Source organism: Colwellia sp. BRX10-4, from assembly GCF_014077465.1.
In the GTDB taxonomy this organism is placed as follows: Bacteria; Pseudomonadota; Gammaproteobacteria; order Enterobacterales; family Alteromonadaceae; genus Colwellia_A.
The window spans coordinates 347,806-363,949 of the sequence record NZ_JACGVZ010000002.1 but is presented as its reverse complement, the minus strand read 5'-3'; the positions used below and the strand labels follow the sequence as shown (position 1 = coordinate 363,949).

Here is a 16,144-nt window from a genome sequence, read left to right as displayed (position 1 = left end):
CGATAAAAGGAACTTTACCTCTTCTATTTTTTATCAGACATAAAAAAGAGCTTATACCGAGGTAAAGCTCTTTTCAATTGAAGTAAAACTTGTACTTTTATGATTAACATAGGAAAATTTATTCTCAAGTGTTACTGAATATAAATAATCACACGTAAAACCTAAGTCTTATAAATATCAGATGGCTTAAGTTTTAACACTTTTCGTTTAGGTTTATCATCGTTCTCTGTTGCTTTAGTGGCATTGGGGTTTATGTATATTTTGCTCACTTTAGGCTTAGCGGCTTGATAGTCTTTTTTTGGTAACTCAGGTTTTTTTACCGTTTCAACTTCACGCTTTGGAGTAAATTTTTCAGGACGGTTAACATGATATTTGGTATCAATGGCTTGAATAAAGTTTCTCAAAAACTGATCTTTACACTCGCGGTAATGTTTGTGATCTGGCTTACGAAAAAATGCACTTAATTCAGGTTTAGTCATACGTATACCTGAGGTAGACATCATATCGAGAACATCTTCTGCGCGCAGCGCTAATGCTATTTTTAATTTGTTGAGCACAAGATTGTTATTCATTCGTTTTTCAGCTGGCGGTGTTTCACCATCACGGGCGCCACGTTTGTCAATAATTAAACCGTTCAAAAAAGTAGCAAGCTGAACATCGGTGCAGTTAACAACTTGTGGATCATCTTCTTTTTTCAACCAATAACTGATTTGTTCACGACTTACCGTTAACTTTGCTAAATTAAATAGGTCGATCATCTTTTGATCATTAAAATTAAAGGTATATCTTAAACGACGTAAAACATCATTATTGGTCACGAAACTCTCCAAAAAACACAGCAGGCTTTACCCAATGTAAAGCTGGGCCTTATTATATCACTATAGTTTTTTAAACAAAAAAGTATTTACTCGTTCTTAAAATTTAACGTTAACTCATGTTAAGATAATGCGCTGTTTTAGCGCGCCTTATTAACAATCATTATTTGATAGAGAAATCATGAGTAAAACTGCTAGCTTATTTGAACCTGTATTAACTAAACGTCGTGGCAAACATGCTGATAAAAAGCATTGGACTAATTTACTAGGTAGTAGTGACACGCTAGCTATATACCATGGCGCCATCAATGCCGACGCTCCGATGTTGTTATTAACCAACGACACCCAGTCAGCATTGCGTTTCGAGCAAGAATTAAAAAGTTTAAATAAAAAGCGGCAACTGCCTATTTGCTTATTTCCTGATTGGGAAACATTGCCCTATGATACCTTTTCCCCGCATCAAGATATTATTTCCCAGCGACTAGCAACGCTTTACCAATTATCAAATATGAAAAGTGGCATTATTATTGTGCCGGTTTCAACATTATTACAACGCCTTGCGCCAACGCAGTATTTGCGTACGAATAGTTTGATCGTAAAAGTAGGTGATAAAAAAGACTTACATCAAATGCGACAAAATCTTGAAGCCAGTGGTTATCGCTGCGTAGAACAAGTGATGGAGCATGGTGAATTCTCTGCACGTGGTGCAATTCTCGACTTATTCCCTATGGGCTGTAAAACACCGTTTCGCTTAGATTTTTTTGATGATGAAATTGATGATATTCGCTTGTTCGATCCTGAAAACCAGCGTTCAAGTGATAAAATAGATGAAATAAATTTATTACCCGCACACGAATTTCCGACCGACGAAGCAGCAATAAGTTTATTTCGTCGTCAATACCGAGAAGAATTCCCCAACACCATCCATAAAGAGTCAATATATCATCAGGTCAGTGATGGTATTTTACCGGCAGGTATTGAATATTACCTCCCCTTGTTCTTTGAAGAAACGAGCACTTTGTGTGACTATTTAGGCGAAAACACACGGATAATGCTCAGTGGCGATATTGATAAGGCTATTGAACAGTACTGGCTTGATATTGATTACCGATTTGAAGAACGTCGTTATGATCTGACTCGGCCATTATTAGCCCCCAAGAAACTCTTTTTAAATAGTGAAGAGTTTTATCGTGCCTTAAAACCTTTTGACCGAATTTCAATAGAAAAAGTGCCGGTAATAAACGCGTTACAAGAAACTGACAGTGACGACATTGAAAAGTCAAAAGCCGGTCATATCCGTTTTGATGTCACACCCTTACCTGATGTTACGGTTAATCATCAACTGAAACAGCCTTTTGAATTAATCAATAATTTTATTCGCGACAAAGAAACCCCAGATAAAATTTTATTTGTTGCCGAAAGCCAAGGCCGTCGAGAAAGTGTTTTAGAGTTATTAGAGCGTAACCATATCAAGCCACAATATTTTGACGATATTGAAAGCTTTGTCGCAAGCCCGGACAAACTTGGCATCACAGTGAATACCCTCAACAGTGGTTTTATCTTTCAAAGTAAAGGCACCGCCAAGAAAAATGCGATAGCCCTAATCACCGAAGATGAACTCTTAGGAGAGCGGATAAAGCAAAGTCGCCGCCGTACCAAACAACAAACCATTCAAGCGGATGCTATTTTTAAAAACTTGGCCGAGCTTTCAATTGGACAACCTGTTGTCCATTTTGAGCATGGCATTGGTCGCTACATGGGCTTACAAACCATTGAAAACAGTGGCATAACCACTGAGTTTCTGGTTTTAATTTACGCAGGTGAATCAAAGCTTTATGTACCGGTTGGCTCATTGCATTTAATTAGCCGTTATTCGGGCGCCGACGCAGAAAGTGCGCCGTTACATAAATTAGGTAACGATACTTGGAGTAAAGCAAAACAAAAGGCCGCTGAAAAAGTGCGTGACGTGGCGGCTGAACTACTCGATATATACGCCAGCAGAGCCAGTAATAAAGGTTATCAATTCAAACGTGACAAAGCTGAGTATCAAGCTTTTTCAGACAGTTTCCCGTTTGAAGAAACCTTTGATCAAGAGCAAGCCATTAAAGCCGTAGTGTCTGATATGCTCAGCGATAAGGCCATGGACAGGCTCGTTTGTGGTGATGTCGGTTTTGGTAAAACTGAGGTTGCGATGCGTGCCGCCTTTGTTGCCGTTAACGACGGTAAGCAAGTTGCTATCTTAGTGCCAACAACCTTACTTGCCCAACAACATTATGAAAACTTTCGCGACCGCTTTGCTAATCTACCGGTTGCTATAGAAGTATTATCACGCTTTAAAACAGCCAAAGAGCAAAACGTTGTTATTGCTGATGTTGAATCAGGCCAAATAGACATTCTTATTGGCACCCATAAATTATTGCAAAATAGCATTAAATATAAAGACCTAGGTTTATTAGTGGTCGATGAAGAACATAGATTTGGTGTAAAACAAAAAGAAAAAATCAAACAACTACGCAGTAATGTTGATATTTTAACATTGACCGCAACCCCTATTCCACGGACATTAAATATGGCGATGGGCGGCATGCGCGACTTATCGATTATTGCCACACCGCCAGCAAAACGCTTAGCGGTAAAAACCTTTGTTCGCGAGCGTGACGACGCCCTTATTCGTGAGTCTATTTTACGTGAGATCCTTCGTGGTGGTCAGGTTTACTTTTTACATAACAACGTTGATACCATAGATAAAACCGCCGCAGATATTCAAAAACTGCTGCCAGAAGCAAAAGTAACCACCGCCCACGGGCAGATGCGTGAACGTGAACTTGAACGCATTATGGGCGACTTTTATCACCAACGTTACAATGTATTAGTTTGTACAACGATTATCGAAACAGGTATCGATGTGCCAACAGCTAATACCATTATTATGGACAGAGCCGACCATTTAGGTCTAGCGCAACTCCATCAATTACGAGGCCGAGTGGGTCGTTCACATCATCAAGCTTATGCTTATTTATTAACACCACATGTTAAACGTATTACTAAAGATGCAAAGAAACGTCTTGAAGCTATTGCGTCCCTTGAAGATTTAGGCGCTGGTTTTACCTTGGCCACACACGATCTCGAAATTCGTGGCGCAGGTGAATTATTAGGTGAGGGACAAAGTGGCTCGATGAGCCAAATCGGCTTTACTCTTTATATGGAAATGCTCGATCAAGCCGTTTCAGCGTTGAAACAAGGCAAACAACTATCGCTTGAAAATATGACCGCTAAGCAAACTGAAATTGAATTACGGGTGCCGGCATTACTACCAGACGATTATATTTTTGATGTCAGCTTACGATTAAGTATTTATAAACGTATCGCCAGTTGCGGCAATAAAAATGAACTTGACGAAATTCAGGTAGAATTAATTGACCGTTTTGGCTTATTACCGCAAGCGGCTAAAAATCTAGTCCATATTGCGAAGTTACGTTTAAAGGCGCAAAAAATAGGGGTTTCTCGCATCGAAGCAGGTCCAGCAGGTGGCTCTATTGAGTTTAGCGATGAGACAAAGGTTGATCCTACGCTTATTATTGGTCTTATTCAGCAACAGCCCAAAGTTTATAAATTAGTTGGCGCTAATAAACTCCAATTTAAAATTGCCACTGAAGACAGTAAATCACGCTTTATTTTAGTGACATCTATGTTAAATGATTTAGTAAAAACAAAAAAATAACCGTAAGATAACAGAGCAGACTCAATGCCTTAGTTTACAATAACAAGGCAGGTTATAACTCTTTGGATGATTAATGAATTTAAAAAATTTAGCGCTGCTCTGTGCAGCCTTAATATTTTCACAACAAACCAGTGCCACAGATAAAGATAATGACGATCGCTGGTTTGAAGTGGAAGTGATCCTGTTTAGTCAACTGAGCGATAAAGCGCAATTAAAAGAGAAGTTTCCAAATAATACGGCTTTACCCAAATATCGAAATATTATCGACTTATTAGTTCCTTACCTTAACCCTGATATCGCCAGCTTAAAACAGCAATTACCCCGTTGTGATAATCCTACTTATGCTCAATCATTTCTTGAGCAAGCTATAGCGGCGATAAAAGAGCAGCCTTACTATGTTGCTAAAAGCTTAGCTGAATTACAAACACTTTCAGCCCAAACGATAGACGAGTCGTTAACAGAGATATCAGTATCAAAATTTAGCGATAGCACACATAGCCCAGTGGTGTTGGACAATATCGATGATAGCCCAGCACCGATAAATAGTTCATTAAGGATGGATGACGACAGCAGTTTAGCTATGCCATTACCAAAACAAGTGATGAGCGAAAAAGAATTAACGCAACGCTTAATGTTACTTGAGCAAGCAGCGGCTGAATTTTCAACCTTGCCCTTAACTTATGCCAACGAAACCGCCTCATTTACCGAGGGTCTTTGTACTATTTCTGTAGAGGAATTTAAGCACTTTACTCAATCAACCGATGCTTATGCTTATCAAAGTTATAACGCTTTTAATATTGAGCAAGTACCACCTACTATTAATAATATTGAAGATATCTATAGTGATGAAGACTACTTACTTAATAAAGAATCATTACAACTTGACGATATTGTTAAAGAAATAGCCCGCAGTCGAAATTTCAAACCCTTACTGCATTTTGGCTGGCGTCAAAAAACAAAAACTAAACAATTAGCTGTGCCACTGAAAGTTATTGCCGGTGAAAATTTTGCCGAACAATACCAAAAAGAATTGCAACAATTTCAACAGCAACGCAAACAAGCACAAAGCCAAGAAGAGGCCCTGCATAGCGCCTTATACAAGGATAGTTCGGCCCAAATAGAAGGGTCAGATGAAACAGTAAAAGAAAAAATAATGGCAGAACGTTTACAAGCGCTGCTGATAAAGCTACCCAGTTTACCTACTGAGACAAAAAGTTTACTCGCTGAAATAGAGCAAGATATAACCGACACAGCGCTAATATTGAATACTAGCACCATGCAAGCAGCCCCAATAAAGCCTCCTCAAAATTGGACACTAGAGGGTTTTATCAAGGTAGAAGTTGACTTTTATTTACATATTACTGCTGATCTCAACGTAATGAATATGTCGTTAGCCGAACAAGCAACACAGAAGTTAGTACCTGGTGATAAACAAAAACCATCGGCAATTTTAAAAACGATAAACTTTAAACAAGACCGACGAGTCAGAAGCACGGAAATACACTATTTTGATCATCCTTATATAGGTATGATCATTCGTATTCTGCCTTATGACAAACCCACTAAGGAAGTTGAACAGTCAACTCCACTTAACTAAATAAAGAGATGAATATGGATAAAGAAATAGAAATACAAGCCGCTGTTTTTCGTCGTTTACTGGCTCACTTAGACAGTAGAAAAGATGTACAAAATATTGAGTTAATGAATTTAGCGAGTTTTTGTCGTAATTGTTTTTCTAAATGGACCGTTGCAGAGGCTGAGAAGTTAGGTGTTGAAGTAGATATCGAGACCGCTCGTCAGCAAGTTTATGGTATGCCCTATAGCGAATGGAAAGAAAAACACCAATTGCCAGCAACAGCAGAGCAAATGGAAAAATTTAATCAGTTACAAAAGAAGTAAACCACGTAGCGGCAATTAAATTTTCACTGATATTGCATATTGAGTCGTTCGGCGATCATTTCTGTCGCGTGACTCTAACCAACGTCCGCGTTTATTATTTAAATGACGTCGGTCAGCAGATGAGCGGCGCTCCGGCCCTCTCCAAAGCACTTTTTTTATTCCCACACCATTTTTAACATCATCTGCTACATCGGGCAGACTTGCTGCTGAGTTCATTTGACGATTATATTTATTAGCTTGGCGCTTATCTTTTTTTGATTGGGCGATTTTTACTTGGTTGGCCGCAGGCAATAAATCTATCAGTACATCCACTATACTTGTCCGTTTATTAGTTATTGTCTTGTTGTACATTTAATCGGCAACTAAGAATAAAAGTTTAATTTTTTATATAAATAGTACTGTTAGACTAACTGACTATTATTAATGATGACCCCGCCAATGAAGCATTAGAGTATTTGCAAAACCATTTATGGGAGAATGATCCTTTATATACCTTAGGTGTGCTTAAAAATAAAAACTAATATTACAAAGTATTGAAAATCATCTCTCTGCACAAATACAAAAAAGCTTACTCATTGTTGGTAGAAAAGCAAAATGATTCATACATATCCGCAGTAACTGCACTTTTACTCAGCCTTTTCGTTATTGCACTTTTACTGGTTATTAGCCGTAATATTAATGACTCATATCAAGAAAGAATTGCTGCACTTAATAAAGCGGAAGAAGGCACGAAATTAAAATCAGAGTTTTAACAAATATGAGCCATGAAATACGCACCCCCATGAACGGTGTATTAGGCATGCTAGGTTTATTACTTAATAGTAAACTTGATGAAGAACAAAAACACCGTGTTAATATTGCAAAATCTAGTGCTGACTCTTTATTAACTTTAATTAATGACATTTTAGATTTTTCAAAAGTTGATGTGGGTAAACTCGAACTTTAATACTTAGATTTTAATTTAAGAAACTTTTTAGGTGACTTTACTGAAGCTATGGCCATACCTGCTCAAGATAAAGGTTTAGAAATAATCCTAGATCTTACAGATATAGAAGACTCGATGATCAAATCAGATCTGGGCAAAATTAGACAAATATTGACGAATCTTGTCGGCAATGCAATAAAATTTACAAATCATGGAGAGATAGTTATTACCGTAAAACTCATCACTAAAAAAAGTAATTATGGTGATGAATTAATATTACACTGTCAAATATCTGATACAGGAACTGGTATTCCGGCAGATAAAAAAAAAGTGCTTTTCTAAGCATTTAGTCAAGTAGACTCATCGACGACACGTAAATATGGTGGTACAGGACTTGGGTTAACAATAACGAAAAAACTGTGTGATTTAATGCATGGCGATATTAAAGTAGTTGATAAGATAGGTGAAGGTAGTTGTTTTGAATTTACCTTGTTAGTTGAGAAAAGTAAAAAATAGACCCTAGTTATACTCGAAATAGATATTTCGGCATTACGCATTTTAATTGTTGATGACAATAAGACTAATCGAGATGTCCTTCGCTCGCAGTTACAACTTTGGGGGGCAAATATTGAAGAAGCTGATAGCGGTGATGCCACATTGGTCCTATGTAAAAAGCGACATGAAGATACAGGTGCACCCTTTTTTGATATTGCCATACTTGATATGCAAATGCCTAATATGTCAGGAGAAACCTTAGCGAAAAAATTTAAAAGCCAACAAGAATTTGAAGCAATAAAACTGGTTATGATGACCTCTATGGGTGAAAGAGGAGACGCAAAACATTTTGCAGATATTGGTTTTAGTGCTTATTTTCCTAAACCAACAACAACATCAAATCTATTTAAAGCCTTATCTGTTGTTGCTCATGGTGGAGAAATACTAAAGCAAGCATCACCATTAGTTATTCATGATTATGTTAATGCTATGAAAATAGTAACAACCGAAGATAAAAAACCATTATTAGTTTCACCTGCCAAAAATATAAGAATATTAATTGTTGAGGACAATCGCATAAACCAAATGGTCGCTTGGGGGGGTAGAAGAATTAGGATTAACAGCTGACGCGGTAGCAAACGGCTTAGAAGCACTAACAAGCTTAAAGAAGTCATTAAAAAGCCAACCTTACTCTTTGGTTATAATGGATTGCCAAATGCCGGAAATGGATGGCTATGAAGCAACACAACTTATTCGCAAAGGAGAAGCAGGCCAAAAGAATAAAGTTATTCCTATTATTGCGATGACAGCAAATGCAATGCAATGCAAGGAGATAAAGAGAAATGTTTAACAGCAGGCATGGATGACTACTTAACAAAACCTATAGAAATAAATAAAGTTAAAGCTAAATTAAACTTATGGCTTGGCGTAACAGCGGATAAAGAAGAGCGTTTCGATACTGACACCCTAAGTTCAGACCATCTCACCTTAAGTAGTCAATCCATTGAAAAATCTGCAAGTAAGCATATTAGCGCTTGGCAAAAAGCTTCTTTATTAAAAAGGCTGGGGGGGAAATCCTAAAAAAATGACATTATTGGTAAAATGTTACCTAGATGATAGCGAAGAAAAAACACTCGAACTGCAAGAGTCAATAAAGGCAGAAAATTGGCAAAAAATAAATTATAACCTGCATTCAATTAAAGGGGCAGCGGGTAACTTAGGTGGAGCTCAAGTACAAAACTTAGTCACTAAGATAGAAATACTATCAAAAAAGAAAAATATAACAGCATTGAATGAGCGCATAATTGAATTATATACCGCCATGGAGGTGTTTAATTCATTACTTGCTGATCGTTTAAAAGCGCATTAAATTTTCATTTCTTAACTTGGTGAGTAACACCATGAAAATTTTATAAGCTTGGCTATTAATCAGTACAATTGATTGATGAGTTTGCGTATCACTAGTGGCTAAATCATTTTTTATCTTTCAACAAACATAAAAACAAGGAAAGCCCTTGTTTTTATTAGAGATAAAACTAAATGAGTTGCAACCCTAATAGGTAATTAAGTATCAAGGAACGGTCAAAAGCGCCTATATATTTTATGGCATTCTTATACCGTAAAACTTTCAATGATGACTATTTTTCTGACGTGTTCTTCATCCGCGATAGCTTTGTTACTCGAGGTAAAAACAAAGTAAAAACTCAAGATTAAGTGATTCAATTGACCAAATTTTAGTAGCATCAATAATAGGCATTAGCTTAAAAGTACTAACCAATAACAACCATTAACATCACTAAGAAAGTAAAGTTTATCGAAGCTACGTGACAAGTCTTGGCGTTGCCGCTATTCATTGCTACTTTTTACTAGGAGGTTAAGCAAATTATGTCATTTATACTGACTTATCAATTAATAAAGGTGCTAGTCAGTGAGGGTTACAACACAAAAAGTAGCCGACTAAAAGCTATTTACCTCGGCATCCGTTAAGTAGCGCCACATGCCTAATTCAACATCTAAGTTAATTTTGCCGATTTGCTGACGATGTAAACCAATCACTTTGTTGCCAACAGCGGCAAACATTCGCTTAACTTGATGGTATTTACCTTCGGTTATGGTCAGTAATACTTCTTTTTCATTGAGTATTTCTAGTTTAGCCTGCAGAGTCAGTTGATCTTCTCCTTGTAACTGTAACCCAGCGCTAAAGCGCTCAATTAGCTCAGCTGACTTTTCAGGTAATATTGCATTACGTAAATTAACGCGATAAACCTTGGCGCAGTTTTTTTTGGGTGAAATGATATTATGCGACCAACGGCCATCATCGGTAACTAAGACTAAACCTGTGGTATCAGCATCTAAACGTCCCGCAATGTGAAGATCAAACACTTTGTCCACTTCAATATAATTGAGTAAAGACGGATAAACTTCATCAATATTACTGCAAATAGTATCTAAGGGTTTATGCATCATAATGTAGCGAGAAGTGCGCGCTGTGAGCGCTTCACCGTTAACGGTAACGCTGTTATTTTCATGCACTTGTGTTGCTGCATTCTTAATCACCTTACCATTAACTAAAACATCCCCCATTTTTAGCAGTTTCTTCGCTTCACTTCGGGTCAGTTCAGTGCTTTTACATATAAATTTATCAATACGCATGGTTAATTAGATCAGTGTTAAGTCATTATAAGTATCGCTATTATCCTTCATAGCCAGTAAGAATCAACTAAGAAAAATAAAAAGCGCTGTAAATATTAAAGCCAACGTGAAGTGTTGTACTTTATTGACTTCAAAAAAATTTATTGTTGACCGCACTGCAATCTGTGTTTAAAGAAAACTTAGCCGGCAATGACTTCGCGTTTTTAGAAGATAAATGGCTACATATTTCAATAACCGACTTGGCATTAAATGAGTTACTCATCTAAAACAATGGTCAATTAATTATGGCCGAAGATAACCAAAAATAAGCAGCTGATGTAAGATTTTCAGCCAGTAGTGATGACTTACTATTACTTCCAGGTATAAGGAGGCTCACGATACCCTATTCTTTCAACGACGATTAAAAATTGTTGGTGATATTAAGCTAGGGCTTGAAACAAAGCATTTGATTGATGCGCTTTAGCTTAAATATTTACCTCATATCGTTCATAACGTGCTTAACTGCCTTGCTATTATTCTCCAGCAGACCAAGCAAGAAAAGGGGTTAATATAAAGACAAAAACATCACACCAATATCGAATAATTAAATACCGATCCAAGATTAACTTTAAAGATAACCGGTAAATTTTTCAAAAACTAAAAAAACCTTAGTTGCTCAGCAATTCATTACTTGCTGAACACGTCAAAGAATATTAAAGTTTCACTAGTCATATCAATGAGAAACACTATGGAACTTTTACAAGGTTTACTGTTAATTAGTTCAATTCATTTATTAGCTGCCGCTTCACCTGGGCCTGATTTTGTTTTGGTGTCTCAACAAACACTAAGCCATGGCAAAAAAGCCGGTTTTATGTGCAGTATTGGCATTGCACTCGGTTTATCAATACACATCATTTATTCTGCTTTAGGCTTAGCTGCCGTTATCGCTAACTCGGCAGCAACACTATGGGTAATTAAGATATTGGGTGGTTGCTACTTATTATATTTAGGCATTCAGGGGCTCCGTGCAAAAGCCTCGACACAAGTCAGTAACAAAGCGGATTCACAACCGTCGATTAAAGGTTCATCTGTGAAAAATATCGGTGTTGGTTTTTTATGTAATGCCTTAAACCCAAAAGCACCGATTTATTTTGTCGCGCTTTTTACCGTGGTACTTTCTCCTGATTTACCCTTATTTCACTTAGTTATTTATGGACTTTGGATGATGGCTATTCAACTCGCTTGGTTTTCATCTGTAGTCGTTTTGCTATCTCAGCCAATGATAAACGAAAAATTTCAACGTTTGGGTCATTGGATAGACCGAATTTTAGGCGGAGCAATGATACTTATTGGCTTAAAAATATTGACCAGTAAAATTAATTAACATCACTGACGAGAGGAATAACTGATGGCGGTAAAAAAATACCAGACCTTTAGCGAGTTTTATCCATTTTATTTAAGCCAACACCAAAATATTATCTGTCGACGTTTACATTTTATCGGTTCGTCGTTAATAATATTACTGATTATATATTGTATTAACTATGCGCTATGGCAAGGCTTATGGTTCATTCCTGTGATAGGTTATGGCTTTGCTTGGCTGGGACATGTTTTCTTTGAAAAAAACAAACCCGCCACATTTACCTATCCTTTCTATAGTTTATTCGGCGACTGGGTGATGTTTAAGGATATGTTAACAAGAAAAATTAAATTTTAACTTTGATATAAGCCCCATATTAACCAAGAGTGAAATAGCCGATAACACTCATAATCTGCCTTTTATCGATATAGAACGAGAAGGCAGTAAATCTTTTGAATGCCCTTTATTTTATCGCTAACTACCCGATATAATTACCAATAAATTAAATTAAGATCCGCTAAGACCGCTGCTACCCTTCTCTGTAAATAGCAAAAGGTAAAGTAAACCAATCATAATATAAAATAAACCCCTATGATGTAAAACATATTTGACATCGAATGTGTTAAGTCTTATGCTAGCTCATGTCAAATATAGTATACACGGTGTCAAATTTATCAACCTAGGAAAGATTATGTCTTACAGAGAAAGCAATATTTTAGTATCACTTTTAATTACCCTTGGTATTTGGGGCAATTATGCCTTGGGTGTCGTCAATTTATATCAGCGGCAATTATTCTCGGTAGAGGCTATGTATGGCTTATTGTTTACTGCAGTAATTTATACTATTTTTTTAGAAGTAGTCTTACAAACTATCCTAGCTATTTTCAAGTATAGAGAAACAAATGATAAAAGTGATGAGCGTGATAAAATAATTTCAAGGCGGGCAAACTCATATGCTTATAATATATTGTCCTTGGGTGTTTTTTGTGTGACCTTCTATATTCTGTTCCCCGTACTATCAAAATTTACTTTTTCAATGCCTGGTTTAGCTAAAGAGTATGAAATTATGCATTTAATTATTGCCATTGCTTTGCTTGCCGAAATTGTTTGTTCGTCAGTTAAATTAGTCTCTTATCGTCGAGGCTATTAATATGGCTAAAGTCATTACCAATAACATTAGAAAATTGCGTTTTGAGCATCAAGAAATGACACAACAAAAGCTTGCTGATAGCATTTCAGTTTCTAGGCAAACCATAGTAGCCATTGAAAAAGGAAAATATTCTCCCTCTTTGGAAGTTGCTTTTAAAATTGCAGATATATTTGAACAACCGATAAACCAAGTGTTTATATATCAAGAGCAGCCTTAGCGGATGAAGACTCAGGGGAATAATCCTACCAAAGTACTTGGTCTATTTCATTAAGTAGGCTTTGTGCCGCTTCACTGATCAGCTCAGAAGAGCCATTTTTTATATGTTTTTCTAATTTTATCGCTCTCACTGAAACGAGTGAAAAGCCAAACATTTGTGCGGCACCAGCAATACGATGAGCCAATTCAGCAAGCTTATCTAATTCATTATTTTTAATATGAAGAATGATATCTTGCTGTTCTAACACTAAGTTCGATTTAAACTCTGTCACTAAATCGGACATATCTACGCTTGAAATGGCTTGTTCTGCTGCGCTTTCATCGATCTGTTCACCAAAATATTTAGCTATGGTCGCAATAAATAATTTTCGCTCAATAGGTTTTTTTAAATGTCCATCGAAACCAAGCGCTAAATATCTGTCAACTTCATGGGACATCGCATTGGCAGTCAATGCGACTATTGGGCTAGAGCATCCTTTTTGTCGCAATACTTTAAAAGCCTCAATACCATCCATTTCTGGCATTTGTATATCCATAAGAATGAGTTTAGGTTTGTTTTTTAAACAAAGCTCAACGGCTTCTCGACCATTTTTGGCTGACAATACCTCTAAGCCTAGTGATATTAATAAACGAGCAATTAACCGGCGATTATCATCATGGTCATCGGCCAGTAAGACTTGCCCTTCAAATTTAATATCACTGGCATCTGCAGTAAATGCAGAGGCGACAATATTAGTGGGAGGAATGTCGGCTAATTGAATCCATTCAAGTTGCTTGCAAGGTAAGACTAAAGTAAAAATACTGCCCTTATTTAGCGTACTGATAACGGTGATTTTTCCTGACATTAATTTGGCTAATTGCTCTGATAGGCATAGTCCTAAACCTGATCCACCAAATCGTCGGCTAATACTGCTGTCTCCTTGAGTAAAGCTGCTAAAGACTTCCTGCAATTGTGTTTCACTCATGCCAATACCGGTATCACTAACCGCAATAGTTAACGCGGCGTCTTTGACCGATATATCAAGAGTAACTGAGCCTTTACTGGTAAATTTAATGGCATTGGAACATAAGTTAATTAAGATTTGTTTTAAGCGAAAGCCATCAATGGCCAGCATAAACTTATTTGGCAAGGTGTGTACTATTTGAAATTGTAATCCTTTGACTGTCGCTGATTTAATAAAAATATTAGCAATGTCATGCAAAATAACGTGTAAGTCTTGCTCGACAAGTTCTAATTCTAACTTATTGGCCTCAACGCGACTTAAATCTAAAATATTATTAATAAGCTCTAATAAATGTAAACTATTACCGTGAATTATTTTAACTTCTTTTTGCAGGTAACTTTCATCAACATCACCATTTATTATTGCCTCTGCTTGACCAATAATTGACGTTAAAGGGGTCCTTATTTCATGGCTCATATTGGCAAGAAATTGACTTTTAATGGCATTAGCTTTGACCAATTCGCTGGTCAGAAGTTCTAACTCTTGAGTACGGTTTTTAACTCGCTCAGATAATTTAAATTTAGCGCGTTTTTCAACATTTCGGTTGAAAATAAATAACGCCAAAACAATGATAAAACAAGCGGCCACTAAGCTAAAATTACGTTGTTGATCGGCTCGCTCTGTCTCTAATGCCTGAAGTTGCTCATTTTGCTTGAGCTGGCTAACTTCTTGTCTTAATTTTTTAGATTCAAAGTCTGATAATTGACTATTGAGCTGATTGTTCGCTATTTTTCTTGTTCTTTTATTATATTTTTGATGTGTTTCGAAGGCTGCACTTTGCTTGTTTTGTGCCGCATAAATTAACGCCAGCAGCGCCATATTATTCGTTATTTGTTCTTCATGACCGGATTTTTTAGCTATTTCATTAGAGAGCTGTAAGCTTTCATAGGCTTTTTCAACATAGCCCAACGAAAACTCTGCTTGCGCTAGACTATACAAACCACCCGCATAAGCGTTGTTATGATTTGAAGCTTTAGCCAAATTTATCGCTTGTGTTGCATACTTAATTGCATTTATTGGCTGATTCATCATATTATAAAGACCGGCAATATTATGACTAAAAGCCGCTAAATAATAGTCGTTATTAGATTGTTCAAAATACGCTATTGCCTGTAACAGCAATTTAAGAGATTGCTGATACTCTCCTGAATATTTATAAACAGTGCCCAATTCTCCTTTGGCTTTAGCTAAGGTGAGCTTATCATCGACAAAAGCAAGCTGTGCAATAACATCGAGATAGAGTTCAATCGCGATATCGTATCTTTTTAAAATTAAATATAGACCGGCAATGTTATAACGCACATCTATTTTATCTTGCTCACTACCCAATTTATTGTATATGCTTTCGGCTAGTTGAAAATTGACTAAGGTTTTACTGGTATTACCCAGATTAATATAAACCAAGGCAATATTATTGTATAGCCCAGCCAATGTAAGCGGCTCAGGTGAGTTTATATAATAACTTAATGCGGCTTGAGAAGCGGCTACAGACTCTGGATAATCACCAATTAAATAGTGATATATACCGATCATTTTATTAGCATCTGCCGCTATTTTTTTAAAGTTATTTTCACTGGCAATTAATTGTATTCGTTGAGCGCTAGCTAATCCTAATCCAAGCTCGGTTAACTGATAGTAACGTTTTTGTTGAATATCTAAGATATCAATAATTTGCTGGGGAATTAAAGCTGGGTGCGTTAATAATGATATTGAGTAATCAACCGCTTGCTGGTCATCTTCAATTTTTTTAAGAATTTCAATTTCTTGTGATATCTTTTGCTCATCACTGAGCAGGGTATTTTGATCAGCGGCTAGCGCCGCAGACGAAAAAAATGAAGCTTGAACAATAATAACGATAAAAAAATAGAAAATTCGCTTGAAAGCAATCATTAAGAACAACCAAAACACTTGAATTAAATATGATTTTT

General features: G+C 36.6%; 17 protein-coding genes and 2 pseudogenes. 15 read left to right on the top strand and 4 right to left on the bottom strand.

Annotated elements, in window-relative coordinates:
- Nucleotides 1-161: 161 nt before the first annotated feature.
- Nucleotides 162-818, bottom strand: a complete 657-nt coding sequence (locus H4J67_RS04025; protein ID WP_182174790.1) for a DUF1456 family protein — start codon at nt 816-818, stop codon at nt 162-164.
- Between the two features lie 178 nt (nt 819-996).
- Between H4J67_RS04025 and mfd the strand changes: the two genes are divergently transcribed.
- The 3 genes from mfd (at nt 997) to H4J67_RS04010 (ending at nt 6,435) form a co-directional block, all read left to right on the top strand.
- Nucleotides 997-4,536 carry a transcription-repair coupling factor gene (mfd, locus tag H4J67_RS04020; protein WP_182202911.1) on the top strand — a complete coding sequence of 1,180 codons (3,540 nt, stop codon included), beginning with the start codon at nt 997-999 and terminating at the stop codon, nt 4,534-4,536.
- A 73-nt stretch (nt 4,537-4,609) separates the two neighbouring features.
- The gene (locus tag H4J67_RS04015; RefSeq protein WP_182174784.1) at nt 4,610-6,133 is read left to right on the top strand and encodes a CsiV family protein; all 1,524 of its coding nucleotides are present in this window, start codon (nt 4,610-4,612) and stop codon (nt 6,131-6,133) included.
- Nucleotides 6,134-6,141: 8 nt separating this feature from the next.
- Nucleotides 6,142-6,435, top strand: a complete 294-nt coding sequence (locus H4J67_RS04010) for a DUF1244 domain-containing protein (protein WP_070374015.1) — start codon at nt 6,142-6,144, stop codon at nt 6,433-6,435.
- Nucleotides 6,436-6,450: 15 nt separating this feature from the next.
- Here H4J67_RS04010 and H4J67_RS04005 read toward each other — a convergent pair whose 3' ends face one another.
- Nucleotides 6,451-6,747 (bottom strand): hypothetical protein, encoded by a 297-nt coding sequence (locus tag H4J67_RS04005; protein ID WP_182174781.1) that lies wholly within the window; start codon nt 6,745-6,747, stop codon nt 6,451-6,453.
- A 263-nt stretch (nt 6,748-7,010) separates the two neighbouring features.
- On the opposite strand from H4J67_RS04005, the gene H4J67_RS04000 reads away from it, so the two are divergent.
- The 7 genes and pseudogenes from H4J67_RS04000 to H4J67_RS03965 all read left to right on the top strand — a co-directional run bounded on the left by H4J67_RS04000 (nt 7,011) and on the right by H4J67_RS03965 (nt 9,224).
- On the top strand, nt 7,011-7,187 hold the full coding sequence (locus tag H4J67_RS04000; protein ID WP_182174776.1) for a hypothetical protein: 177 nt from the start codon (nt 7,011-7,013) through the stop codon (nt 7,185-7,187).
- 5 nt (nt 7,188-7,192) lie between these two features.
- Nucleotides 7,193-7,381, top strand: coding sequence for a histidine kinase dimerization/phospho-acceptor domain-containing protein (locus H4J67_RS03995; protein WP_182174773.1), 189 nt, complete (start codon nt 7,193-7,195; stop codon nt 7,379-7,381).
- 48 nt (nt 7,382-7,429) lie between these two features.
- Nucleotides 7,430-7,876 (top strand): annotated as a pseudogene (locus H4J67_RS20460) (ATP-binding protein).
- 9 nt (nt 7,877-7,885) lie between these two features.
- Nucleotides 7,886-8,482 carry a response regulator gene (locus H4J67_RS03980; protein WP_182202924.1) on the top strand — a complete coding sequence of 199 codons (597 nt, stop codon included), beginning with the start codon at nt 7,886-7,888 and terminating at the stop codon, nt 8,480-8,482.
- Between the two features lie 37 nt (nt 8,483-8,519).
- Nucleotides 8,520-8,705, top strand: a pseudogene (locus H4J67_RS03975) (response regulator); the annotation flags it as partial.
- Nucleotides 8,678-8,935, top strand: a complete 258-nt coding sequence (locus H4J67_RS03970; RefSeq protein ID WP_182202907.1) for a hypothetical protein — start codon at nt 8,678-8,680, stop codon at nt 8,933-8,935. The pseudogene H4J67_RS03975 and the gene H4J67_RS03970, both read left to right, overlap by 28 nt.
- Nucleotides 8,936-8,939: 4 nt before the next feature.
- Entirely contained in the window at nt 8,940-9,224 is a 285-nt protein-coding gene (locus H4J67_RS03965) for an Hpt domain-containing protein (RefSeq protein ID WP_182174764.1), read from the top strand.
- Between the two features lie 587 nt (nt 9,225-9,811).
- On the opposite strand, the gene H4J67_RS03960 is transcribed toward H4J67_RS03965, so the two are convergent.
- Nucleotides 9,812-10,507 carry a pseudouridine synthase gene (locus H4J67_RS03960; protein ID WP_182174761.1) on the bottom strand — a complete coding sequence of 232 codons (696 nt, stop codon included), beginning with the start codon at nt 10,505-10,507 and terminating at the stop codon, nt 9,812-9,814.
- 349 nt (nt 10,508-10,856) lie between these two features.
- Here H4J67_RS03960 and H4J67_RS21155 point away from each other — a divergent pair, with 349 nt between their 5' ends.
- The 5 genes from H4J67_RS21155 to H4J67_RS03940 all read left to right on the top strand — a co-directional run bounded on the left by H4J67_RS21155 (nt 10,857) and on the right by H4J67_RS03940 (nt 13,213).
- The gene (locus H4J67_RS21155; protein ID WP_404842776.1) at nt 10,857-10,970 is read left to right on the top strand and encodes an SCP2 sterol-binding domain-containing protein; all 114 of its coding nucleotides are present in this window, start codon (nt 10,857-10,859) and stop codon (nt 10,968-10,970) included.
- 264 nt (nt 10,971-11,234) lie between these two features.
- The gene (locus H4J67_RS03955; RefSeq protein ID WP_182174758.1) at nt 11,235-11,870 is read left to right on the top strand and encodes a LysE family translocator; all 636 of its coding nucleotides are present in this window, start codon (nt 11,235-11,237) and stop codon (nt 11,868-11,870) included.
- Nucleotides 11,871-11,894: 24 nt separating this feature from the next.
- A complete protein-coding gene (locus H4J67_RS03950) occupies nt 11,895-12,203 on the top strand; it encodes a DUF962 domain-containing protein (RefSeq protein WP_182174755.1) in 309 nt (102 codons plus the stop codon).
- A gap of 334 nt (nt 12,204-12,537) precedes the next feature.
- Nucleotides 12,538-12,996, top strand: coding sequence for a hypothetical protein (locus H4J67_RS03945; protein ID WP_182174752.1), 459 nt, complete (start codon nt 12,538-12,540; stop codon nt 12,994-12,996).
- 1 nt (nt 12,997) lies between these two features.
- Nucleotides 12,998-13,213, top strand: a complete 216-nt coding sequence (locus H4J67_RS03940) for a helix-turn-helix transcriptional regulator (RefSeq protein ID WP_182174749.1) — start codon at nt 12,998-13,000, stop codon at nt 13,211-13,213.
- Nucleotides 13,214-13,238: 25 nt separating this feature from the next.
- Here the strand turns inward: H4J67_RS03940 and H4J67_RS03935 are convergent, their stop codons facing one another.
- A complete protein-coding gene (locus H4J67_RS03935) occupies nt 13,239-16,106 on the bottom strand; it encodes an ATP-binding protein (RefSeq protein ID WP_182174746.1) in 2,868 nt (955 codons plus the stop codon).
- Between the last annotated feature and the right edge of the window lie 38 nt (nt 16,107-16,144).

Coding starts and splice junctions, on each gene's coding strand:
- mfd (WP_182202911.1), top strand. CDS start 997: ATGAGTAAAACTGCTAGCTTATTTGAACCTGTATTAACTAAACGTCGT.
- H4J67_RS04015 (WP_182174784.1), top strand. CDS start 4,610: ATGAATTTAAAAAATTTAGCGCTGCTCTGTGCAGCCTTAATATTTTCA.
- H4J67_RS04010 (WP_070374015.1), top strand. CDS start 6,142: ATGAATATGGATAAAGAAATAGAAATACAAGCCGCTGTTTTTCGTCGT.
- H4J67_RS03995 (WP_182174773.1), top strand. CDS start 7,193: ATGAGCCATGAAATACGCACCCCCATGAACGGTGTATTAGGCATGCTA.
- H4J67_RS03970 (WP_182202907.1), top strand. CDS start 8,678: ATGCAAGGAGATAAAGAGAAATGTTTAACAGCAGGCATGGATGACTAC.
- H4J67_RS03965 (WP_182174764.1), top strand. CDS start 8,940: ATGACATTATTGGTAAAATGTTACCTAGATGATAGCGAAGAAAAAACA.
- H4J67_RS03960 (WP_182174761.1), bottom strand. CDS start 10,507: ATGCGTATTGATAAATTTATATGTAAAAGCACTGAACTGACCCGAAGT.
- H4J67_RS03955 (WP_182174758.1), top strand. CDS start 11,235: ATGGAACTTTTACAAGGTTTACTGTTAATTAGTTCAATTCATTTATTA.
- H4J67_RS03950 (WP_182174755.1), top strand. CDS start 11,895: ATGGCGGTAAAAAAATACCAGACCTTTAGCGAGTTTTATCCATTTTAT.
- H4J67_RS03945 (WP_182174752.1), top strand. CDS start 12,538: ATGTCTTACAGAGAAAGCAATATTTTAGTATCACTTTTAATTACCCTT.
- H4J67_RS03940 (WP_182174749.1), top strand. CDS start 12,998: ATGGCTAAAGTCATTACCAATAACATTAGAAAATTGCGTTTTGAGCAT.
- H4J67_RS03935 (WP_182174746.1), bottom strand. CDS start 16,106: ATGATTGCTTTCAAGCGAATTTTCTATTTTTTTATCGTTATTATTGTT.